Raw genomic sequence first — 20,302 nt, 5'->3', positions numbered from 1 at the left:
CCGGGCGGTCAGCCGATCGGCGCCGGGAGCCGGTCGACCTCGTAGGTCAGGCCGATCGTGTCGCCGGTGGCGGGGTCGTGCAGCTCCACCCGCCAGGCGTCGGCGAACTGGTCGACCCCCGCCTTCATCGCGACGGTCCCCGACAGCAGGACGGTGCCGGGCACCAGCCAGCCGCGCTCGCGCAGCACCTCGACCCAGTAGGCGGGCGGCAGCAGGGCTGCCAGCGTCGCGTCCTGCACGAGCGCCTCGGTGCCGTCGTGGTCGCCGCCGTGACGGACCCACGCGCGCAGGGTGATGTCGTCGAGCCGGTCGGCGACCTCCGAGAGCCGCCAGGCCTTGCGCCCCAGGACGTCGAGACCGGCGTTCTTGCTCCAGGCCACACCGTGCACCTCCAGCGCGCGGTCGGTGTGGTCGCACGCGACGGTCAGCAGCGGGTCGGTGACGTCGTCGCCGACGACCAGTGCCCACTCCGCCTCGCCGGAGGTCCGGTCGTGCTGGGCGGGGACCCGGTCGGTCTGCGACGCCAGGTACGGCGAGACCGGGTACAGCGCGGGCACCGTGTCCGGGGCGGGCACACCCAGCTCGGCCAGCTCGGCGACGTGCGCGGCGACCTCCTCCTGGGCGCGGCCGGCGTAGCCGGCGTTGAAGACCCGGTGGACCTCCACCGAGCGGGTGTCGCCGTCGGGCAGGGTCAGCTCGAGCGTCACGGGGGACCTCCGTCAGATGTGTACGTCGCGTTACCGATGCGCACGAGGGTTGCGCACACACTGTGTATACAGCAAGTATGAGCCTCGTCCACCCCACCGCCCCGACCCCGGGAGCCCGCGATGACCTCGCCCTCCGCCTCCTCGTCACCACCGGTCGACCGCCGTGACCTGCGCAAGGCCTTCGTCGCGAGCCTCACCGGCACCTCGCTCGAGTGGTACGACTTCGCCGTCTACTCCGCGGCGGCCGCGCTGGTGTTCCCGGTGCTGTTCTTCCCGGCCGCGGACCCGGTGACCGGTCTGCTGCTCGCGTTCTCCACCTACGCCGTCGGCTACGTCTCGCGCCCGCTCGGCGGTGTCGTGTTCGGCAGGCTCGGCGACGTCATCGGCCGCAAGCAGGTCCTGGTCATCACGCTCGTGCTGATCGGCGTCGCGACGTTCCTCATCGGGCTGCTGCCGACCTACGGCACGATCGGCGTCGCGGCACCGATCCTGCTGGTGCTGCTGCGCTTCGCCCAGGGCGTCGGCGTCGGCGGGGAGTGGGGCGGCGCGGTCCTGCTCTCCAGCGAGTTCGGCGAGCCGCGCCGGCGCGGGTTCTGGGCCTCGGCCGCCCAGGTCGGGCCGCCCGCGGGGAACCTGCTGTCCAACGGCGTCCTGGCCCTGCTCACCCTGCTGCTGACCGACCAGCAGTTCCTGGACTGGGGCTGGCGGCTGGCGTTCCTGCTGTCGGCGGTGCTGGTGGCGTTCGGGCTGTGGATCCGGCTCAAGCTGGAGGACACCCCGGTCTTCCGCGCGATCGCCGAGTCCGGTGACCGGCCGTCGGCGCCGGTGCGCGAGGTGTTCACCGCCGAACGCCGCCCGCTGCTCGCCGGGATCCTCAGCCGGATCGGTCCGGACGTCAGCTACGCCCTGTTCACCGTCTTCGTGCTGACCTTCGCCACCACCCACCTCGGATTCTCCCGGTCGGAGGTGCTCGGCGCGATCCTGATCGGCTCGGCGCTGCAGCTGCCCGCGATCCCGCTGGCCGGGGCGCTCACCGACCGGTTCAACCGGCGCCTGGTCTACGGCGTCGCCGCGGTCGGGGGAGCGGTGTGGCCGTTCGTCTTCTTCCCGATGATCGCGGGCGGCTCGTTCGCGCTGCTCGTCGTCGGCATCGTGGTCGGGCTCGGCCTGCACTCGTTCATGTACGGGCCGCAGGCCGCGTTCGTCACCGAGCAGTTCTCACCGCGGCTGCGCTACACCGGCAGCTCGCTGGCCTACACCATCGCCGGCGTGGTCGGGGGCGCCGTCGCGCCGCTGGCGTTCACCGCGCTGTCCGGCGGGTCGGGGAACTGGGTGCCGGTCGCGCGGCCTACCTGGCCATCGCCTGCGCGCTGACCGTCGTCGGGCTGGTCATCGGTCGCGACCCGGACCACGACGAGGACGAGGCCTACCTCGCCCTCACGCCCTGAGCAGCACGCGCAGGGTGAGCTGCAGGTGCTCGTCGATCGCCTCCGCCGCCGCGTCCGGGTCGTCGCCGGCCAGCGCCGCGACGATCCGGTCGTGCTCGGCACAGACCGCCTGCCGCCGGTCCTCGGTCCGGAACAGCGCGGTCACGCCCACCCGGCGCTGGCGCACCCGCAGCCCGGCGTAGGTCCGCGAGAGCAGCGCGTTCCCGGTGGCGTCGACGAGCGCCTGGTGGAAGACCATGTCGAGCTCGATGAACTCGGCCGGGTCCCCGCCGGCACCGGCGAGCTCGCGCTGCCGGTCCAGGGCAGCGTTCATCGCCTCGAACGGCACACCGTCGGCGCCCATCGCCGCGCGCGCCGCGTGCTTCTCCAGGACCCCGCGCAGCTCCATCAGCTCGGAGATCTGCCGGCCGGTCAGCGGCGGCACGTAGGCGCCGCGACCGGGCAGCATCTCGACCAGGCCGTCGGCCACGAGCAGCAGCAACGCCTCACGGACCGGGGTTCGCGACACCCCGATCCGGCCGGCGAGCTCGTTCTCGTTGAGGAACGTGCCCTGCACCCGCGGGTCCACCAGGACGGTCTCGCGCAGGTAGTGCAACGCGCGGTCGCGACCGGACTCCCGTGACGTCGGCATACGACACGTATACACCGAACCACCCCAGGAGACGCCATGCGGATCGCCCTCGTCCAGATCGCCGCCACCACCGACCCGGCGGAGAACCTCACCCTGGTCGCCGACGGCGTCGCCGGTGCGGCCGCCCGGGGCGCGCGGCTGGTCGTGTTCCCCGAGGCCACCCAGTGCCGCTTCGGCGTGCCGCTCGGCCCGGTCGCCGAGCCCCTCGACGGCCCCTGGGCGTCCCGCGTCCGCGAGATCGCCGCCGGTGCGGGGGTCACCGTGGTCGCCGGGATGTTCACCCCCGCCGACGACGGCCGCGTCCGCAACACCCTGCTCGTCACCGGCCCGGGCGTCGAGGAGCACTACGACAAGATCCACCTGTTCGACGCGTTCGGGTTCGCCGAGTCCGACACGGTCGCCCCGGGGGACCGGCCGGTCACGGTCACCGTCGACGGGGTGACGGTCGGCCTCGCGACCTGCTACGACCTGCGGTTCGCGGGCCTGTTCCAGACCCTCGGCGACGCCGGTGCGCAGGTCGTCCTCGTGCCCGCGTCCTGGGGCGCGGGGCCGGGCAAGCGGGAGCAGTGGGAGCTGCTGGTGCGCGCCAGGGCCCTCGACACGACGGCCTTCGTGGCTGCCTGCGACCAGGCGGACCCGGAGGCGGCGGGGCGCCCGGTCCCCGGTGGCGCCCCGACCGGGATCGGGGCGAGCACGGTCGCCGGCCCGACCGGCTCGGTCGTCGCGGCGCTGGACGCCGCACCGGGGACCCTGGTGGTGGACCTGGACCTCGACGCGGTCACCGCGGCCCGCCGGGCGATCCCGGTCCTGGCCAACCGGCGGTACTGACCCGGGGTGCGCGGTGTCGCCGGTCAGGCCCGCAGCCGCAGCCCCTTCGGCGTCACCCGGAACCCGGCCTCGGTGAGCACCTCCGACAGCGCCGAGGCCAGCGAGTCCTGTCCGTCGGCGCGCTCGACGGCGAGCGATCCCAGCCAGCCCTCGTGCACCGCCCCGGCGAGCGACTCGGCCCCGGCGCGCAGCTCGTCACGGTCCTCGGTGAACGACAGCAGCGACTTCCCGCCGCGTTCGACGTAGAGCGCTGGCGCCCCGTCGACGAGGGTGACCAGGGCGCCTGCCTTGCGACCGGGGCGGTGCCGGGTCTCGCCGGTCGTGTCCGGCCACGGCAGGGCGGCGCCGTAGGGCTGGGCGGGGTCGGTGGCGGCGAGCACCACCCGGGACAGGTCGCGCCACGCCTCCCGCGGCGCCTGCGGGCGGCGGCCGGCGCCCCCGTCGAACTCGGCGTGGCGACCCGCGCCGCCGAGCCCGCCCAGGCCGCCGCGCAGGTCGTCGGGCACCCCTGCGTACGGGTCGTCGGTCCCGGGGGAGCCGGACGCGTCACCGACGAGGTCGCCAGGCAGCGGGTCCCCGTCCCCGGCGTCACCGGCGGACCCGGTGGGATCCGGATGGCCGTCGTGCGGGGCGTGGCCGCCGGGCTCCGAGAGGTCGTCGGGGTCGGGGACGGACGGGCCGGGACGGTCGGCGGGGTCGGCGATGACCGCCCCGGGACCGGCGCCGAGGCGGCGCGGGCCGGTCTGCGGGGAGGTGGAGGGGGCGTCGAAGGTGCCGGCGAGGGCCCGGACCCGGTCGATCGCACCCGGTACCGCGAACTGCGCCGCGCCCAGCCCCTCGACGATGTAGCCGCGTCGGCACCGGCCGGACTCCTCCATCGCCCGGAGCACCTTGTAGACCGCGGCGAACCCGCCCGTGACCCGCTCGGTGCCCAGCGCGCCCCGGGTCAGCACGCCGTGACGCTCCAGGAACGCCTCCGCCGCAGCGTGCGCACGGCGGGTCGGGTCGGGCTCGCGCGGCACCGCCACCGACCAGCGCCCGCCGACCGACGGCGGCCCGGTCCGGCTGGGCATCGACGGCCGCCCCGCACGCAGCTGTGCGTAGCGTCCGCGGGCCGGTCGCCGCGCCGTGCGATGCGCCCCGCCCTGCCGCCCGGAGGCGCCCCGTCGTGAGCCGCCCCCGGACAGCCGGGCCCGCAGCGGGCCGAGCGTGTCGTTGGTGAGCGCACCCGCCCAGACCAGGTCCCAGACGGCGGCGACGACGTCGTCGTCGGAGGGGGCCGGCTCGCCCTGCTCGGTCAGCAGGACCCCGGCCCGGGTCGCGAGCTCGCGGAAGAACAACGCACCGCCCCCGGAATCGGGCGCCGCCCCCGGGTCGGTCAGCGCGGCCGGGTCGGTCAGCCCGAGCGCGGCCAGCACCGCGGTGTGCAGCGGGGTGCCCGCGGTGTCGAGGTCCGGGGCGGGCAGCAGCAGGTCCGCCACGTCGGCCGGGGCCAGCGCGAGCCAGCCGTCCTGCCCGGACAGCGCGCCGCACCCGACCCAGGTCACCTCACCGGCGGCGGTCAGCTCGTCGAGCAGCGCGGGGGTGTAGCCCGGCAGCCGGGCGGGCAGCACCAGCGACTCGACCGCGCTCGCCGGCAGCGGCGCCCCGGCGAGCTGCTCGACCACACCGAGCACGTCCTCCGCGCCCGGTGCACGGCGCACCCGGCCGCGCCGCTCGGAGCCCGACCGCACCTGCACGCCCTGCCACTGCGGCAGGAACCGCCCCAGCGCCCGCTGCTCGACGGGCTCGACCTCGTGGCGCAGCTTCGCAAGCGACGCGCGCCGCAGCCGGCGCAGCACCTCGGCGTCGCAGTACTCCGGCTCACCGCCGGACCCGGCGGGCACCGAGGCCTGCGGCCGCAGCTCGCCCTTCATCAGCCGCCCGGTGCCGGTGAGCCGTTCCAGCACCCCGGCGACCACGGCCACTCCCAGTCCGAAGCGACGGGCGAGCTCGGCGGCGGTGAACGGTCCGTGCGTACGTGCCCAGCGCAGCACGAGGTCCCCGAGCGGGTCGGGCACCGGCTCGGTGAAGGCCTCCGGCACCCCGACCGGCAGCGCCGTGCCCAGCGCGTCCCGGATGCGCCCGGCGTCCTCGATCGCGATGAAGCGCTCCTCACCGGCGATCCGCACCCGCAGCGCCCGGCGGTCGCGCTCCAGCTGCTCCAGCCACGCCGGGTCGACGCCGCGGGCCCGCGCGTCGGCCTCGGACAGGTCACCGACGAAGCGGAGCAGGTCCGCGGCACCCTCCACGTCACGGGCGTGCCGCTCCGGGTCGGTGCGCTGCAGCTGCCCCTCGATCTCGGCCAGCATCTCCGGGTCGAGCAGCTCCCGGATCGCCTCGGAGCCGAGCAGCTCCGCCAGCAGTGTCGAGTCCAGCGACAGGGCGGCCGCGCGCCGCTCGGCCAGCGGCGCGTCGGCCTCGTAGAGGAACATCCCGACGTAGCCGAACAGCAGGCTGCGCGCGAACGGCGACGGCTGCGCGGACTCGACCTCGACGACCTTGACCCGGCGCGCGGCGACGTCGCCCATCAGCTCGCGGAGCCCGGGCAGGTCGTAGACGTCCTGCACGCACTCCCGCATCGCCTCCAGGGTGATCGGGAACTGCTCGAACTTGCCCGCCACGCCCAGCAACTGTGCCGAGCGCTGGCGCTGCTGCCACAGCGGGCTGCGGCGGCGCGGGTCGCGGCGGGGCAGCAGCAGCGCCCGCGCGGCGCACTCCCGGAACCGGGAGGCGTAGAGCGCCGAGTTCCCCAGCTCCGCGACGACGATCTGCTCGATCTCGCCCGGTTCCAGCAGCACGTCCTCCGCGTTCGGGACGACCTCGGTGCCGTTGTCGTCGACCGCGTCCGGCAGGCGCAGCACGATCCCGTCGTCCGCGCCCGACGCGCTCACCTCGACCCCGCGTCGCTCCCGCATCCGGGCCGCGATCGCCAGTGCCCACGGCCCGTTGACCTGAGCACCGAACGGCGAGTGCACGACGAGACGCCAGTCGCCCAGCTCGTCGCGGAACCGCTCCACCAGGATCGTGCGGTCGCTCGGCACGTGCCGGGTCGCCTCACGCTGCTCGCGCAGATAGGACAGCAGGTTGTCGCAGGCCCACGCGTCGAGCCCGGCCGCGGTGGCGCGCTCGCGGGCCTCGGCGTCGGCCAGCCCGGACATCTCGCGCACGAACGCGCCGACCGCCCGGCCCAGCTCCAGCGGCCGCCCGATCGACTCGCCCTTCCAGAACGGCATCCGGGCGGGCACCCCCGGCGCCGGGGTGACGATCACGCGGTCGTGGGTGATGTCCTCGACCCGCCACGACGAGGTCCCCAGCAGGAACGTGTCCCCGACGCGGGACTCGTAGACCATCTCCTCGTCGAGCTCACCGACCCGCGACCCGGCGCCGTCCGCGCCGCCCGGGGTCATCACGGTGAACAGGCCGCGGTCGGGGATGGTGCCGCCGGAGGTGACGGCCAGGCGCTGCGCGCCCGGGCGCCCGCGCAGCTCGTCGGTGACCCGGTCCCAGGTGATGCGGGCGCGCAGCTCGCCGAACTCCTCGGACGGGTAGCGCCCGGCCAGCATGTCGAGCACCGAGTGCAGCGCGGAGTCCGGCAGTGCTGCGAACGGGGCCGCCCGACGGATCGTCGCGGCCAGGTCGGACAGCTGCCACGGCTCCATCGCGACCATCGCGACGATCTGCTGGGCCAGGACGTCGAGCGGGTTCCGGGGATAGCGGGTGGACTCGATCGACCCGGTCGTCATCCGTTCGGCGACGACGGCGCAGGACACGAGGTCCCCGCGGTACTTCGGGAACACGACACCCTCGGACACCGCGCCCACCTGGTGCCCGGCGCGCCCGACCCGCTGCAGCCCGGACGCGACCGACGGCGGTGCCTCGACCTGCACGACCAGGTCGACCGCGCCCATGTCGATGCCCAGCTCCAGGCTGGACGTCGCAACGACGCACGGCAGCACGCCGGACTTCAGCTCCTCCTCGACCAGGGTCCGCTGGTCGCGCGACATCGAGCCGTGGTGGGCCTTGGCGACCGTCGGTGCGACCCCGCCGCCCACCCCGGACTGCCCGACCGCCTCGGCAGGGAACGCGCCCGGCGCGGTGTCGAGGTCGGCGGCCTCCTCCAGTGCGGTCTCCTCCAGTGCGGCCGCCTCCTGCTCGGCGGCGAGCTCGTTGAGCCGGGAGGTCAGCCGCTCGGCGAGCCGGCGGGAGTTGGAGAACACGATCGTCGACCGGTGCTCGCGCACCAGGCCGAGCAGCCGCTCCTCGACGGCGGGCCAGATCGAGGGCCTGCGTGCGGTGCCCGCGGCGGACCCGACGACCTCCTCGTCGGTGCTGCCCGGCGCGGGCCGCTCGTCGAGCGCGGCCAGGTCGGGCACCGGGACCTGGACCTCGACCCGGATCGTCTTGGGGATCGTGGGCTGCACGACCTCGACCGGGCGCGTACCGGACAGGAACGTCGAGACCTCGTCGACCGGGCGCACGGTCGCCGAGAGCCCGATCCGCTGCGGGGTGGCCTCGGTGATCTCCTCGAGCCGTTCCAGCGACACCGCCAGGTGCGCCCCCCGCTTCGTGCCGGCGACGGCGTGCACCTCGTCGAGGATCACGGTCGTCACCCCGCGCAGCGACTCCCGCGCGGCCGAGGTGAGCAGGAGGAACAGCGACTCCGGAGTGGTCACCAGCACGTCCGGCGGGGTGCGCTGGAACTGGCGCCGCTCGTCGGCCGGGGTGTCGCCGGTGCGCATCCCGACGGTGATGTCCGGCACCGGCTCGTCGAGCCGCTGCGCGGCCTGGCGGATGCCGGTCAGCGGCGAGCGGAGGTTGCGCTGCACGTCGACGGCGAGGGCCTTGAGCGGGGAGACGTAGAGGACCCGGCAGCGGTGCTTGCGTTCGGCGGGCGGTGGCGTCGCCGCGAGCCGGTCGAGCGCCCAGAGGAACGCGGCCAGGGTCTTGCCGGACCCGGTCGGCGCGACGACGAGGGCGTTGCGCCCGGCCTGTGCCGCGGACCAGGCGCCCTCCTGGGCCGCGGTGGGCGCGGCGAAGGCCCCCTCGAACCACTGGCGGGTGGCGGGGGAGAAGCCCTCGAGTGCGGTCACGCCGACCATCATGCGGGTGGGGTCCGACAGTCACCCGCCGAGCACCCGCCGAGCTCCCGTCGGACCGGGCGTGACCTGCGAGGTCAGCGGGCGGCGTCGGCCCTGGTACGGGGCCAGACCTCCGCGGCGTCCTCGGCCGGGAACTCCGCGACGACCGCCGCGACCGTCCAGACCATCGACGCCAGGAAGTCCACGCCCAGGGCGTCGACGTAGTGCGAGGTCTCGCGGGCGTCGGCCGGGTCGACGAGCGGGGCGATGGTGTAGCGCGCCCGGGCCGCGTAGCGCGGGCCCAGGTTCTGCCCGATCCAGGCCAGTGCCCGCTCGGAGCGGTCGTCGTGGTCGACCAGCGCGGCGCGGGCGGCGTCGTACCAGTCGGCCAGCACCAGGAAGGCCAGCGACCAGCCGGGCGGCGTGGTGTCCGGCGGCACGTCCCGGTCGACCGCGGTCAGCCGGCGCACGGCGAACCGGGCCGGATCGGGCCCCGGCGCGGCGAGCGTCTCGCGGACCGCCCCGGCCAGCACGTCGGACACCATGCGGTAGGCGTTCCGCAGCTCCGCGTCGTCCGCGCCCGCCGACCTGCGTGCGTTCGGGGTCGTCCCCGCCATGTCCACCGTCCTCCGCTCGTGTGGCCGGGCCGGAGCGTAACGCCCTGGCGCACGGCGGCCGTCGCACGGCAGCATCCGTCCGTGACCGCCGCACCCGACGCCGTCTCCCCGCCCCAGAACCCCGCGCAGCCCCGGCTGCTGACGGTTCTCGCGATGGTGCAGGTGCTCGGTGGACGTGGCGATGAACCTGGCCGGTGCCGCCGCCGGAATCGTGGCCGGGGTGCTCGTGACGGTGTCGTCCTACGCGCTGCTCGGCGCGGTGGCGGTCGTGGTGACGGTGCCGTTCCTGCTGGTGGCGGTGCGTTCGGCCGGTGCGGGACGCCCGGCGGCCGGCTGAGCGAGACCCTCAGCGACGGCGCTGGTGGAGCCACCAGCGCACCAGCACGACCAGTGCGGACAGCAGCGCGAGCAGGGACACGATCTGCCACGCCAGTGGCGAGCCGATGCCGGTCGTCGCGAGGACCTCGTCGGCGACGTCGACCGGGACGGTGGCGAGCAGTTCGGACATATCACCCAGGCTACCTGCTCCGGGGCGTCATCGGGCGGACGCCGCACGGAACGGGTGACCCGTCTACCCTCGCGGACGTGCGACTGAGCCACTTCCGGGAACTGATGGAGGGCGAGTTCGGGCCGGTGCGGGCGGCGTCGCTGTCCCGCGACCACGTCTTCTCCGAGCTCGGCGGCCGGACCGTCGAGCAGGCGATCGAGGCCGGCGTCGACCTGCGCCGGATCTGGCGCGCGGTGTGCGCGGCCTACGAGGTCCCACCCGCACGGCGGTAGCGGCGTTCCGGGCGGTCGTGCTGACCGCTCGGCTCCCGTGGGCGCCCGGTCGGCGTGTCGCGGTGTCGGATCGAACGCGTGTTCGTCTACGGTTCCGGCAGGGCTTGCGGTACCGGTCCTGCGGCGTGGTGTCGGACGAGTTGTCCACAGGCGCCGATCCGGGCCCGAAACTGTCAGGGGTACCCCATACCGTTGTGGTGTGCCTCCCCGAAAGACACCAGCAGGACCCGACCGTCGACCACCAGCGAGGAGTCAAGAGATGTCCGCTCCGGACCGCGGCAAGGCGCTCGAACTCGCCCTCGCCCAGATCGAGAAGAACCACGGCAAGGGATCGGTGATGCGCCTGGGCGACCAGGCCCGCGTCCCGATCAGTGCCATCTCCACGGGCTCCATCGCGCTCGACGTCGCGCTCGGCGTCGGGGGCATCCCGCGCGGCCGGGTCGTCGAGATCTACGGCCCGGAGTCCAGCGGTAAGACCACGGTCGCGCTGCACTGCGTGGCGAGCGCGCAGGCCGCGGGCGGTGTCGCCGCGTTCATCGACGCCGAGCACGCGCTCGACCCGGAGTACGCCAAGGCGCTCGGTGTCGACACCGACGACCTGCTGGTCTCCCAGCCGGACACCGGTGAGCAGGCGCTGGAGATCGCGGACATGCTGATCCGCTCCGGCGCGCTCGACATCATCGTCATCGACTCGGTGGCCGCGCTCGTGCCGCGTGCCGAGATCGAGGGCGAGATGGGTGACAGCCACGTCGGTCTGCAGGCCCGGCTGATGAGCCAGGCGCTGCGGAAGATCACCGGTGCCCTCAGCAACTCCGGCACCACGGCGATCTTCATCAACCAGCTGCGCGAGAAGATCGGCGTGATGTTCGGGTCCCCGGAGACCACGACCGGTGGTAAGGCGCTGAAGTTCTACGCGTCGGTCCGCATGGACATCCGCCGCATCGAGACGCTGAAGGACGGAACCGACATGGTCGGCAGCCGGACCCGGGTCAAGGTCGTGAAGAACAAGGTGGCCCCGCCGTTCAAGCAGGCGGAGTTCGACGTGCTCTACGGCGTCGGCATCTCCAAGGAGGGTTCGCTGATCGACGTGGGCGTCGAGCAGGGGATCATCCGCAAGTCCGGCGCCTGGTACACCTACGAGGGCGACCAGATGGGGCAGGGCAAGGAGAACGCCCGCAAGTTCCTCAAGGAGAACCCGGACGTCGCCGCCGAGGTCGAGAAGCGCATCAAGGAGAAGCTGGGGATCGGCGCGGTCGTCGACGCCGAGGAGACCAGCCCGGTCGAGCCCCTCCCGGCCCCGGTCGACTTCTGAGCGTGACCGGCGACCACGACGGGTCCGGAGGCACGTCCGGACGGGACGGTGCGGAGCCGACCGGGCCCCGCACCGTCCCGCTCGACGACCTGTTCGGCGTGACCCCGTCGGGTGCCGACGCACCGGATCCGCCTGCGATCCGGACCGTCGATCCGACCGGCGACGAGCCGGGGGAGCCCGCTGCGGAGCCCTCGTCCGTCCCCGGGTGGGACACGAGTCCGCACCAGGTCTCCTTCGCGACGCTCAGCGGCACCGACGGGTCCCCCCCGACGATCACCGACCCGTCGGCGGCCCGGCCGACGGATCCGGCGGCCGACGCTGCGACGGACGGGGTGGCGGAGCCCGCCCCGGTCCGCAGGCTGACCTTCGACGACCCCGCCCCCGGCCCCGCTGCGGGCAGCGGCACGGACGGTGGTGGCGACGGATCCGGCGCGCCCCGCGTGGTCTCGTTCGAGGAGCTCTCGGGACGGGGCACACACCGCGGCGGAGCCCGCCGCGACCGTGCGACCCCCCGCCGGCGCCCGACCACCGCAGCGGCCGTGACCGGTGCGGGTACCGCGGCGGCCACGACCACTCCGCACGCCGCGGCCGACCTGTCCCGGAGCACCGGACCTGCTGGGCCGGGCACCGAAGCGACGGGCACCGAGAAGACGGGCGCCGCCTCCCGTGGCCGTCGTCGCGGCGAGGGTCGTGGCCGGGGGAGCCGCCGGAGCGAGGAGCGCACCCCGCGCGTCGAGACACCGCAGGAGCAGGAGAGCCGCGCCCGCGACATCTGCCTGCGCCTGCTCACCGACCGCGCCCGCACGGTCAAGGAACTCGGCGACGCGCTGCGCCGCAAGGAGATCCCCGACGAGGTCGCGCACCGCGTCCTCGAGCGGTTCGACGAGGTCGGCCTCGTCGACGACCAGGCCTTCGCCGAACAGTGGGTCCGGTCCCGGCACCGTCACCGCGGCCTCGGCAAGCGGGCGATCGCGATGGAGCTGCACCGCAAGGGCGTCGACCGCGAGATCGCCGACGAGGCACTCACCGGCATCGACGACGCCTCCGAACGTGACCGGGCCCGTGAGCTCGTCGTGCGGCGGTTGCGGAGCCTGCCCGTCGGGAGCCGCGAGGAGCGGCAGTCCAGTGCCCGCAAGCTGGTCGGCATGCTCGCGCGCAAGGGCTACGGCCCCGGGGTCGCCTACGGGGTGGTCAAGGAGGAGATCGCCGCCGCCGGTGCGGACGCCGACGAGCTGGGTGAGGCCCCGCCCGAGGACTGACCCGTCCCCGGCGGGACCCGCCGGCCGGTCACGACCGCAGGTACCAGGCGAACCAGTCGCGCATCGTCGGCGTGAGGTAGTGGGTCGGCGGCACCTGCTCGGCCGGGAACAGCGAGAACCCCTGCGGGGCGTGCCCGGGCCGGTCGTGGAAGTAGGTCCCGCTGACCCAGGCCGGGTTGATGTCCAGCTCCATGCCGCGGACCACCCCCGCGTCGGCGAGCAGCCTGCCCAGCGTGCACACCGACAGGGCCGGCCCGGCGACGTAGACCTCGGTGCCGTCGGCGGTCACGCCGAACCCGGAACGGTGGACGAACGCGTTCTGTCCGATCGTGCTGCCCCACTCCGCGGTGCCGCCCGTGGCGCACGTCGGGTTCACCGCGCCGTCGTCGACGAGCGGGAGCAGGTTCTGCCGCACGCTCGCGACGTCCGGTCCCATCCCGACCTCGGTACCCCAGGCCCCGACGTCGGCCCGGCCGTCGGTGTGCAGGACCAGGCTGGCCTTGCCGGGCAGCAGCGGCGCGACCGTACGGCCCTCGGCGTAGTAGCCGTTGTGACTGGGGTCGGACAGCTTGAACCCGCCGTTGAACGCCACCGCCACCCCGTCACCGGCCCGTCCGGCCAGCGACGTCGACGCACGCCAGTGCCCGGCCGGCTCGCCGACGCCCGGATGCAGGGTGCCCCGCACCAGCGCGGGATCCATCCGCAGCACCCCGGCGAGGTAGGAGGTGTGGGTGTCGTCGACCCGCAGGGTGGTCACCTGCACCGCGGGCCGCCCGTGGTCGGCGACCACGGTCTGCCACACGCCCTCCCCGGGCAGCGGAGCACCGGCCGCGACCGGGGCGAGCGGCGGTGTCGTCGCCGGGTCGGGCAGCGCACCCGGAGCCCGCGGGATCCCACCGGCCGGGGTACCGCCCTCGGACGGCGCGTCCGCGGCGTACTGGAGCTTTTCCAGACCGGTCACCAGCCAGTTCAGCCCGTGGTCGCGGGCCCACTCGGCGGTCGCCTCGATCGGACCGGTCCCGGGGGGCGCGGCCAGGGTCACCGCGCCGATCCCGGCCCCCGCGCCGCCGAGCAGCACCACGAGCACCGCCAGGGCCGCGCCCGCCCGGCGCCGACGCCGGCGTCGCCGCGAGGGCCCCGACGCCGGAGCGATCTCGACGGTGGTCTCGACCGCGCTCATCGCCGCACCGCCGGATCCGGGGTGGCCCCGTCCCGCCCGCCGGTGGCCCCCGCCGTCGTACCCGGGGCCACGGCCCCCGGCGGGACCAGCGTCTCCAGCACCATGCGCCGTCGTCCTCCTGCGTCGTGGCGGCATGATCCGCCGCCGCGGTGGAGCCTTCCGGTCGTTGCGCAGAGCAACCCCAGAGAACGCTGAGCGATCACTGAGAGTCGGCGACCGGGCCACGGCGCGGAGAACCGGCCCTGCGTGCCGATCGGTGGTGTGCAGTGGGCGATTGCGTGCATAAGATGCCCGCCGAGCCGCAGTTCGTGATCCATGAACGGCGCGAGGTGTCGATCCCGGGAGGGTGTTCGTGAGGATCCGAGGACGAGTGGCCGGGGCCGCGCTGGCGGTGACGGCGCTGTTCGCAGTGGCGGGCTGCGGCGGGGGAGACGGTGACGGCGGGACCGCCGCCCAGCCGAGCGGGCAGGCGCAGGGCGGCACGCTGACGGTGTTCGCCGCGGCGTCGCTGACCGGCACCTTCGGTGACCTGGAGAAGAAGTTCGAGGCCGCCAACCCCGGCACCGACGTGGTGTTCAACTTCGCCGGGTCCTCGGCCCTGGCCCAGCAGATCAACCAGGGCGCCCCGGCCGACGTGTTCGCCTCGGCCGACCAGAACAACATGACCAAGGTGACCGACGCGGGCAACGCCCAGGGGCAGCCCGAGGTCTTCGCCACCAACACCCTGCAGATCGCGGTCGCGCCGCAGAACCCGAAGCGGATCGCGTCGCTGCAGGACCTGACGAAGCCGGACCTGCGGACGGTGGTCTGCGCCCCGCAGGTGCCGTGCGGCTCGGCGACGGAGAAGGTCGAGCAGGCCGCCGGCGTGGACATCAGGCCGGTCTCCGAGGAGCAGGACGTCAAGTCGGTGCTGCAGAAGGTCACCACCGGCAACGCCGACGCCGGGCTCGTCTACCGGACCGACGTCACCGCGTCCGGCGGGCAGGCGCAGGGGGTCGACATCCCGCAGGCGTCGCAGGCGGTCAACGAGTACCCGATCGTCGTCCTGAAGAACACGAGGAACGCCGAGCTGGCGCAGAAGTGGGTGCAGTTCGTGAACGGCGACGAGGGCCGTCAGGTCCTCGGGGCGGCCGGCTTCGGCGCCCCGTGACCCCGGGTCAGGGCGCGGGGACCGACACCCGTCCCACGAGCCAGGGGTAGGAGTCCGCCAGCGCCTGGGAGAACAGGTCGAAGTCGTGCCCACCCCCGGGCACGATCACCAGCCGGTTCTCCACACCGGCCCGGGTCGCCACCGCCGACAGGGTGCGTGCGGCGGCGGCCGGGTCGGTGTCGGCGTCGCCCGCCTCGAACCAGCCGGCGATCCCGGGGGCGCGGTTCGCGGCCAGCAGCGTCGCCGGGTCGTGCGCGGCGAACGCGGCCTGCGACCCGCCGAACAGCTCGGCGACGGTGTCCGGGACCCCGCCGTTGGAATCCCCGACCCGAGGGCCGAGCAGCCCGGCGTAGTCGCCGAACGTGGCGAAGACCGTGGGGTGGCGCAGTGCCAGCATCACCGCGCAGCTGCCGCCCTCGGACAGTCCCGCGACCGCCCACGCCGGTCCCGGTGGCCGGGTCCCGAACAGCCTGCTCACCACCCGCGGCACGTCGCGGGTCAGGTAGGTCTCGACCTTCGCGGTCGGGGAGTCGACGCACTCGGAGTCCGCGGTGTAGGTGCCGTTGACGTCGGGCATCACCAGGATCGGCGCGACCCCGTGGTGCTGGGCGGCCCAGGCATCGGCGACGTCGGCGGCGCCCCCGGAGTCCACCCAGTCCACCGGACGTCCGGGGGTCCCGTGCAGCAGCACGATCACCGGCAGCTGCGGCCGGGGTCGCTGGTACCAGGCGGGCGGCACCCACACGACCGCGGGCCGGGCCGCGAAGTGCGACGCCGTCCCCGGGATGGGGACCTCCACGACCTGACCGGTCGCCGGGACCTTCCGGCTCAGCAGCAGCTGCGCGACCCCGATCCCCTCGGCCGGTCCGGTCCCGGCCACGTCACCGACGGTCCGGAGGTAGTCCAGCGCGGCGTTCACCCCGACCAGGGTGTTCGCCAGCAGCACCACCGCGACGACGCCCGTCGCGCCCAGCCGGGCGAGGATCCGCAGCGACCGGTGCCGGGACCGCCCGGCCCGCCGCACCCCCAGGACGACCAGCACGAGGACCACCACTCCGGCGAGGACGAACCCCGTCACGAACGGCCACGTGGTGATCGGGACCGCGTCGATCCCGGTGGTGCCGGCGTCCATGGACGGTTCTCCTCGTGTCGTGCCCGCGAGATCATCCCGTGCCGCCGTGAGGCCCGGGTGAGAACCCGGTGAGGATCCGCTGAGTTCACCGTCCCGACGGGTGATGCCGGTCCGGTCGCCGCGGACGTGGCGTCGACGATCACAGGGCAGCCGGTGAGAGGCCGGCCGGTGGGCAGAGCAGCCGGTGAGGGGCCGGGCGGGAACCGACCGCCCTCAGCGCGGCGCGCCGTGCCAGCGCCACCGGACGGGGGCGGGCACACCGCGCCACGACGCCCGGCCGGTGTGGTGGAGCAGCGCCCCGGCCGGGTCGTCGCCCGCGTCGACGCCGGGCCACAGCCGGGCGAGCACGTCCCGGCACGGCTCCGGGGGCAGCGTCCACCCCGGGGCGGTCGTGCGGGTGATGTCGTGGGTGTGCACCAGGACCTCGACGACGCCCATCGCCGCGAACCCGGCCGCGTCCGCGTCGCCGAACGGGTGCCAGCCGCGCACCCCCGGCGGCGCGGTCCGGACGGCCGCGGCGAGCATCGCCCCGCCCGTCGCGACGACCTGCAGCAGCCCGGCGGTGCCGACGCCCTCGGGCACCACGATCTCGAACGGCGGGTAGCGGTCGGAGGGGGCGAGCGCCACCTGGGCCGCGTAGCCGAACAGGTCGTCCGCGACGTGCACCGCGGTGTCCCGGCACGACCACTCCAGCGGTCCGGCCGGGGCGGACCAGCCGTCGTCGGGCACCGGCTCCAGGGCCCGGACCAGGACCGCCACCGCGTCCTCGACGTCCTCCGCGCGCATCGGTGCAGCGTGCCCTGCGGGCGGCCGCCCGGGCCAGCGCATTAGGATTCCGCGGTGGCCCACGAGGACGAACGCATCGCACTGCTGCTCGACTACGAGAACCTCGCGATCGGCGCCCGCGACGGGCTCGGGGTCGTGCCGTTCGACTTCGGCCCGGTGGCCGACGCGCTCGCCGAGCGCGGGCGGGTCGTCGTCCGCCGCGCCTACGCCGACTGGTCCTCCTTCGACGAGGACCGCCGCCTGATGGCCCGCGCCCAGGTCGAGCTCATCGAGATCCCGCAGCGGATCGGCGGCTCCCGCAAGAACGCGGCGGACATCAAGCTCGCCGTCGACGCGATAGAGCTCGCCTACGAGCGGGGGTTCATCACCACCTTCGCCATCGGCACCGGCGACTCCGACTTCACCCCGCTCATGCACAAGCTGCGTGAGCTGGACAAGCGCGTCATCGGGATCGGCGTGCAGTCCTCGACCTCGGCGCTGCTGCCGCCCGCCTGCGACGAGTTCCTGTTCTACGACCGGCTCCCCGGTGTCGAGCCGACCCAGGCGCCCGCGCCGCCGCGTCGTCGCCGGGGGAGCCCCCGCCCCGCACCGGCTCCGGCCGCGGGACCGGTCCCGACGCCCGCCCCGGTCGCGACCCCGGAGCCGGAACCGGTCCCGGTCGTCCCGCCGGACCCGTTCGACGTCACCTTCTCCGACGGCAGCGACGACACCGCCACCACCGGGGCCGAGGAGCGCGACCTCGCGGGCCTCGTCGTCAGCACCCTCGGCGGGCTGACCCGCCAGGCCGACGGTCCGGTCCTGGCGTCCCGGCTCAAGCGCGCGATCCTGCGCAAGGACCCGACCTTCGACGAGTCCGACCACGGGTTCCGCGGCTTCGGCGAGCTGCTGCGCCACCTGCAGGACCGCGGCGCGGTCACGCTGACCACCGGTGCGGCGCAGGGCGACCCCGAGGTGGCGCTGCCCGACGACCCGGACGCCGACCACGACGCGTTCGCGCTGCTCGTCGACGTGGTGCGGGAGATCGCCGCGGCCGGGGACCCGCCGCAGCTGTCCGGGCTGAAGAACCAGCTCCGGAAGCGGGTGCCGGACTTCTCCGAGAAGCGCTACGGCTTCGGCAGCTTCCTGTCCTTCGCGAAGGCGGCCCGCGCCCGGGATCTCATCGAGATGGAGTGGAGCGACGACACCGGCGACTACGTGCTGCGCCCGACGTCCTGACCACACACGACGGTGCCCCCGCCGACGAGGTCGGCGGGGGCACCGTCGTGGTACTGCGGGGACTCAGCGGCCGGTGGCCTTGTGGGTCCCGCGCTGGAACAGCTTGCCCGCGCGCGCGGTGACCGCACCGGTCACGCCGAACGCGGTGGCGACCGCCCCGGCGGCGACGCGGCTGGTGAACCGGATCGGGTTCAGCGGCTTGTAGACGCGCAGGGCGAAGTCGTCGAGCTGCGAGGCGGCACGCTCACCGTTCTCGTACAGCCTGCGGGCCAGGCGGGCCCCCTGGTCGTCGAGGTCGTCCTCGACGCGAGCGCTCACCCGTGCGGCCCGGTCCGCGGTGCGCACCGCGGACTCGGCGCCCTGGTCGGCGACGGCCTTGACGGTCTCGGCGGATCGCTCCGCGGACGCCCGGGCCTCGCCGGCGACCTGCTTGCCGGTCCGCTCGGCGGTGCCGGCGAGCTGCTCACCGGTGGCCTTGGCCGCCCGGGCCGCGGCCTTGCCGGCGTTCTTCGGGGCCTTGCCGTTCGTGTTGACCTTGCGCGCCTCGGCGGCCACCGTGTCGGCGCCCTCCTTGACTGCGTCGGCGGCCTTCGAAACGCCGTCACCGGTCTCGCCGGCGACCTTCTTGGCGGTCGTCCGGGTGTCGGAGCCGATCGAGTCGGCGGCCTTCCCGGTCGTGTCCGCGGCCTTCGACGCGGTGTCCTTGACCGCGGCGGCGGTGGCGCCCGCGGCGGCTTTCGTGGCGGTGCCGGCGTCGGCGTCGGGCTCGATGGAGCGGCGCTCGCGCACCGAGCCGTCGGTACCGTGGACGACGAGGTTGCCGCCGCCGTCGTTGGCGATGATCTCCACCGCCCGGGTGATGGCCTCGGCCTGGGTGCTCGTACGGGCACTCGGGCGTCGGGCGTCTTCCTTCTCGACGGTCCAGCCGTCGTCGACCGGCTTGACGTGGCGGTCGGCCATGGCGGGTTCCTCCCCTGTACGGGACTGACTGGGCGAACCGGGGTATCCGGAACGGTCTTCTCCCGTTGGGCATGCCCGACGATCGCTGAGCGTAAACGCAGGTCAGCGATGCGTGGTGAGCGTCTCGTTCCGTCGCGTGACCGCGATCACGGCAGCCAGGGCGCCGAGGACGAGGGGCGTGACGACGAGTACCCCGCCGTGCAGGACGAAGGCTTGGGTGAGCGCCGCACCGATCATCAGCAGGACGAGCCCGGTGGCGGCCGGGGCGGCGAGGCGCGGGATGCACAGCCCGATCCCGCCGGCCAGTTCGAGGAAGGCGACGACGTAGCGCAGCCACTGGCCGAGGCCGATCCCGTCGAAGATCGCGACGGCGAACGGGTCGCCCCAGAACTTCGGCAGGGCAGAGGCCAGGACGAAGAACAGTCCGAGCAGGATCTGGAGCACCCACAGTGCGCGGTGCGCGGCGACCGGCATGCGGCGGGTGGGGGAGGGGGTGGTCATGGTGCCTCCGTGAGCACGGCCCCGGCGGCTCCGGGGCGCTCACCACCTATGACCGGCGGGCCCCGGCGATCTCATCGGTCGCGCGGGCGGGGACTACACCACCGGGCATCGGGCCCGCGGCGCGTGGCCGCGGTACCCGATGACCCGATGGTGCCCGGCATCGACAGGGGCTCCCGGTTCTGCAGATGCCGGTCACGGGGTTCAACGCCCGACCTGCCGTCGGGTTGTGGGTGCAGTGGTCCTTGTCTTGCCCGCCACCGTGAGCGGCGCCGCGCCCGCGACGGGCGGGAGCAGCTCGCGGTGGGCGTCCGATGAGGAGCAGTGCGTCACGACCGCCGGTAGAAGACCGGCGACGGACGGAGTGACGCAGGCCATACTGGTCACATGCGTGATGAGCGGTGGCGGGTCGAGGTCGGTACGGAGAACGCGGCGTGGCTGGCGACGGAGTGCCGCACCGCGTTGCTGGCCCGGGAGTACCGGCCGGTCGACGTGGGCGACGGCGTCGTCGAGTTCGACCGGCTCGCGCTCGGCGCGATCCGCGAGCTCGGCGAGGAGGAGGACGGCTACATCTCCGACGACGCCGAGGGCGTGCGGATCTGGATCGGCGACGACGCCTTCGAGCTGATCCGCATGGACTGACCGGACGGACATCCGGACGGACGCCCCGACATACACC

Annotated in this window: 18 protein-coding genes and 1 pseudogene; 9 read left to right on the top strand and 10 right to left on the bottom strand. The window is 74.5% G+C overall.

The window, feature by feature from the left end; translation table 11 throughout:
• Positions 1–8 precede the first annotated feature (8 nt).
• Entirely contained in the window at positions 9–707 is a 699-nt protein-coding gene (locus Ae331Ps2_RS01350; RefSeq protein WP_020622815.1) for a DUF2848 domain-containing protein, read from the bottom strand.
• Between the two features lie 120 nt (positions 708–827).
• On the opposite strand from Ae331Ps2_RS01350, the pseudogene Ae331Ps2_RS01345 reads away from it, so the two are divergent.
• A pseudogene (locus tag Ae331Ps2_RS01345) lies at positions 828–2,155 on the top strand (MFS transporter).
• Here Ae331Ps2_RS01345 and Ae331Ps2_RS01340 read toward each other — a convergent pair.
• Positions 2,145–2,786, bottom strand: coding sequence for a GntR family transcriptional regulator (locus Ae331Ps2_RS01340; RefSeq protein ID WP_020622813.1), 642 nt, complete (start codon positions 2,784–2,786; stop codon positions 2,145–2,147). The pseudogene Ae331Ps2_RS01345 and the gene Ae331Ps2_RS01340 sit on opposite strands and share 11 nt — an antisense overlap.
• Before the next feature lie 36 nt (positions 2,787–2,822).
• On the opposite strand from Ae331Ps2_RS01340, the gene Ae331Ps2_RS01335 reads away from it, so the two are divergent.
• Complete coding sequence (locus tag Ae331Ps2_RS01335) at positions 2,823–3,614, top strand: carbon-nitrogen hydrolase family protein (protein WP_075311266.1); 792 nt, start codon at positions 2,823–2,825, stop codon at positions 3,612–3,614.
• Positions 3,615–3,637: 23 nt separating this feature from the next.
• On the opposite strand, the gene Ae331Ps2_RS01325 is transcribed toward Ae331Ps2_RS01335, so the two are convergent.
• Both Ae331Ps2_RS01325 and Ae331Ps2_RS01320 read right to left on the bottom strand, forming a co-directional pair.
• Entirely contained in the window at positions 3,638–8,755 is a 5,118-nt protein-coding gene (locus tag Ae331Ps2_RS01325) for an ATP-dependent helicase (protein ID WP_369804867.1), read from the bottom strand.
• A 74-nt stretch (positions 8,756–8,829) separates the two neighbouring features.
• Positions 8,830–9,351 (bottom strand): hypothetical protein, encoded by a 522-nt coding sequence (locus tag Ae331Ps2_RS01320; protein ID WP_075311270.1) that lies wholly within the window; start codon positions 9,349–9,351, stop codon positions 8,830–8,832.
• 169 nt (positions 9,352–9,520) lie between these two features.
• On the opposite strand from Ae331Ps2_RS01320, the gene Ae331Ps2_RS31770 reads away from it, so the two are divergent.
• Positions 9,521–9,688, top strand: coding sequence for a hypothetical protein (locus tag Ae331Ps2_RS31770; RefSeq protein ID WP_158071465.1), 168 nt, complete (start codon positions 9,521–9,523; stop codon positions 9,686–9,688).
• A gap of 9 nt (positions 9,689–9,697) precedes the next feature.
• On the opposite strand, the gene Ae331Ps2_RS31765 is transcribed toward Ae331Ps2_RS31770, so the two are convergent.
• On the bottom strand, positions 9,698–9,859 hold the full coding sequence (locus tag Ae331Ps2_RS31765; protein WP_020624151.1) for a hypothetical protein: 162 nt from the start codon (positions 9,857–9,859) through the stop codon (positions 9,698–9,700).
• A gap of 77 nt (positions 9,860–9,936) precedes the next feature.
• Here Ae331Ps2_RS31765 and Ae331Ps2_RS01315 point away from each other — a divergent pair, with 77 nt between their 5' ends.
• The 3 genes from Ae331Ps2_RS01315 to Ae331Ps2_RS34105 all read left to right on the top strand — a co-directional run bounded on the left by Ae331Ps2_RS01315 (position 9,937) and on the right by Ae331Ps2_RS34105 (position 12,702).
• Positions 9,937–10,131 (top strand): DUF3046 domain-containing protein, encoded by a 195-nt coding sequence (locus Ae331Ps2_RS01315; RefSeq protein WP_043278601.1) that lies wholly within the window; start codon positions 9,937–9,939, stop codon positions 10,129–10,131.
• 259 nt (positions 10,132–10,390) lie between these two features.
• Positions 10,391–11,443 (top strand): recombinase RecA, encoded by a 1,053-nt coding sequence (gene recA / locus Ae331Ps2_RS01310; protein ID WP_020624149.1) that lies wholly within the window; start codon positions 10,391–10,393, stop codon positions 11,441–11,443.
• A 2-nt stretch (positions 11,444–11,445) separates the two neighbouring features.
• Entirely contained in the window at positions 11,446–12,702 is a 1,257-nt protein-coding gene (locus Ae331Ps2_RS34105) for a regulatory protein RecX (protein ID WP_075311271.1), read from the top strand.
• A gap of 28 nt (positions 12,703–12,730) precedes the next feature.
• Here Ae331Ps2_RS34105 and Ae331Ps2_RS01300 read toward each other — a convergent pair whose 3' ends face one another.
• Positions 12,731–13,882, bottom strand: coding sequence for a hypothetical protein (locus tag Ae331Ps2_RS01300; protein WP_075311272.1), 1,152 nt, complete (start codon positions 13,880–13,882; stop codon positions 12,731–12,733).
• Positions 13,883–14,234: 352 nt separating this feature from the next.
• On the opposite strand from Ae331Ps2_RS01300, the gene modA reads away from it, so the two are divergent.
• Positions 14,235–15,032: a molybdate ABC transporter substrate-binding protein gene (modA, locus tag Ae331Ps2_RS01295; protein WP_075313024.1), complete on the top strand. Its 798-nt coding sequence runs from the start codon at positions 14,235–14,237 to the stop codon at positions 15,030–15,032.
• 7 nt (positions 15,033–15,039) lie between these two features.
• Here the strand turns inward: modA and Ae331Ps2_RS01290 are convergent, their stop codons facing one another.
• The gene (locus tag Ae331Ps2_RS01290) at positions 15,040–16,164 is read right to left on the bottom strand and encodes an alpha/beta hydrolase family protein (RefSeq protein WP_075329678.1); all 1,125 of its coding nucleotides are present in this window, start codon (positions 16,162–16,164) and stop codon (positions 15,040–15,042) included.
• A 213-nt stretch (positions 16,165–16,377) separates the two neighbouring features.
• Positions 16,378–16,950 carry a maleylpyruvate isomerase N-terminal domain-containing protein gene (locus Ae331Ps2_RS01285; RefSeq protein WP_043278606.1) on the bottom strand — a complete coding sequence of 191 codons (573 nt, stop codon included), beginning with the start codon at positions 16,948–16,950 and terminating at the stop codon, positions 16,378–16,380.
• Positions 16,951–17,004: 54 nt separating this feature from the next.
• Between Ae331Ps2_RS01285 and Ae331Ps2_RS01280 the strand changes: the two genes are divergently transcribed.
• On the top strand, positions 17,005–18,165 hold the full coding sequence (locus Ae331Ps2_RS01280; RefSeq protein WP_020624143.1) for a PIN domain-containing protein: 1,161 nt from the start codon (positions 17,005–17,007) through the stop codon (positions 18,163–18,165).
• A 63-nt stretch (positions 18,166–18,228) separates the two neighbouring features.
• On the opposite strand, the gene Ae331Ps2_RS32395 is transcribed toward Ae331Ps2_RS01280, so the two are convergent.
• Both Ae331Ps2_RS32395 and Ae331Ps2_RS01270 read right to left on the bottom strand, forming a co-directional pair.
• Positions 18,229–19,125, bottom strand: a complete 897-nt coding sequence (locus Ae331Ps2_RS32395; RefSeq protein WP_020624142.1) for a DUF2188 domain-containing protein — start codon at positions 19,123–19,125, stop codon at positions 18,229–18,231.
• A gap of 102 nt (positions 19,126–19,227) precedes the next feature.
• Positions 19,228–19,626 carry a DoxX family protein gene (locus Ae331Ps2_RS01270; RefSeq protein WP_075311274.1) on the bottom strand — a complete coding sequence of 133 codons (399 nt, stop codon included), beginning with the start codon at positions 19,624–19,626 and terminating at the stop codon, positions 19,228–19,230.
• A gap of 384 nt (positions 19,627–20,010) precedes the next feature.
• Here Ae331Ps2_RS01270 and Ae331Ps2_RS01265 point away from each other — a divergent pair, with 384 nt between their 5' ends.
• Positions 20,011–20,265 carry a hypothetical protein gene (locus Ae331Ps2_RS01265; RefSeq protein WP_020624140.1) on the top strand — a complete coding sequence of 85 codons (255 nt, stop codon included), beginning with the start codon at positions 20,011–20,013 and terminating at the stop codon, positions 20,263–20,265.
• Positions 20,266–20,302: the final 37 nt, after the last annotated feature.

The sequence above is a fragment of the Pseudonocardia sp. Ae331_Ps2 genome (assembly GCF_001932405.1).
GTDB lineage: Bacteria > Actinomycetota > Actinomycetes > Mycobacteriales > Pseudonocardiaceae > Pseudonocardia.
This window is presented reverse-complemented; position numbering and strand designations above follow the sequence as displayed.

Excerpts from the sequence above, each read along its gene's own strand:
- Ae331Ps2_RS01270 (WP_075311274.1), bottom strand. The coding sequence starts at position 19,626 with ATGACCACCCCCTCCCCCACCCGCCGCATGCCGGTCGCCGCGCACCGC.
- Ae331Ps2_RS31765 (WP_020624151.1), bottom strand. The coding sequence starts at position 9,859 with ATGTCCGAACTGCTCGCCACCGTCCCGGTCGACGTCGCCGACGAGGTC.
- recA (WP_020624149.1), top strand. The coding sequence starts at position 10,391 with ATGTCCGCTCCGGACCGCGGCAAGGCGCTCGAACTCGCCCTCGCCCAG.
- Ae331Ps2_RS01335 (WP_075311266.1), top strand. The coding sequence starts at position 2,823 with ATGCGGATCGCCCTCGTCCAGATCGCCGCCACCACCGACCCGGCGGAG.
- Ae331Ps2_RS01320 (WP_075311270.1), bottom strand. The coding sequence starts at position 9,351 with ATGGCGGGGACGACCCCGAACGCACGCAGGTCGGCGGGCGCGGACGAC.
- Ae331Ps2_RS32395 (WP_020624142.1), bottom strand. The coding sequence starts at position 19,125 with ATGGCCGACCGCCACGTCAAGCCGGTCGACGACGGCTGGACCGTCGAG.
- Ae331Ps2_RS01300 (WP_075311272.1), bottom strand. The coding sequence starts at position 13,882 with ATGAGCGCGGTCGAGACCACCGTCGAGATCGCTCCGGCGTCGGGGCCC.
- Ae331Ps2_RS01265 (WP_020624140.1), top strand. The coding sequence starts at position 20,011 with ATGCGTGATGAGCGGTGGCGGGTCGAGGTCGGTACGGAGAACGCGGCG.
- Ae331Ps2_RS01340 (WP_020622813.1), bottom strand. The coding sequence starts at position 2,786 with ATGCCGACGTCACGGGAGTCCGGTCGCGACCGCGCGTTGCACTACCTG.
- Ae331Ps2_RS01325 (WP_369804867.1), bottom strand. The coding sequence starts at position 8,755 with ATGGTCGGCGTGACCGCACTCGAGGGCTTCTCCCCCGCCACCCGCCAG.
- Ae331Ps2_RS01290 (WP_075329678.1), bottom strand. The coding sequence starts at position 16,164 with ATGGACGCCGGCACCACCGGGATCGACGCGGTCCCGATCACCACGTGG.
- Ae331Ps2_RS01285 (WP_043278606.1), bottom strand. The coding sequence starts at position 16,950 with ATGCGCGCGGAGGACGTCGAGGACGCGGTGGCGGTCCTGGTCCGGGCC.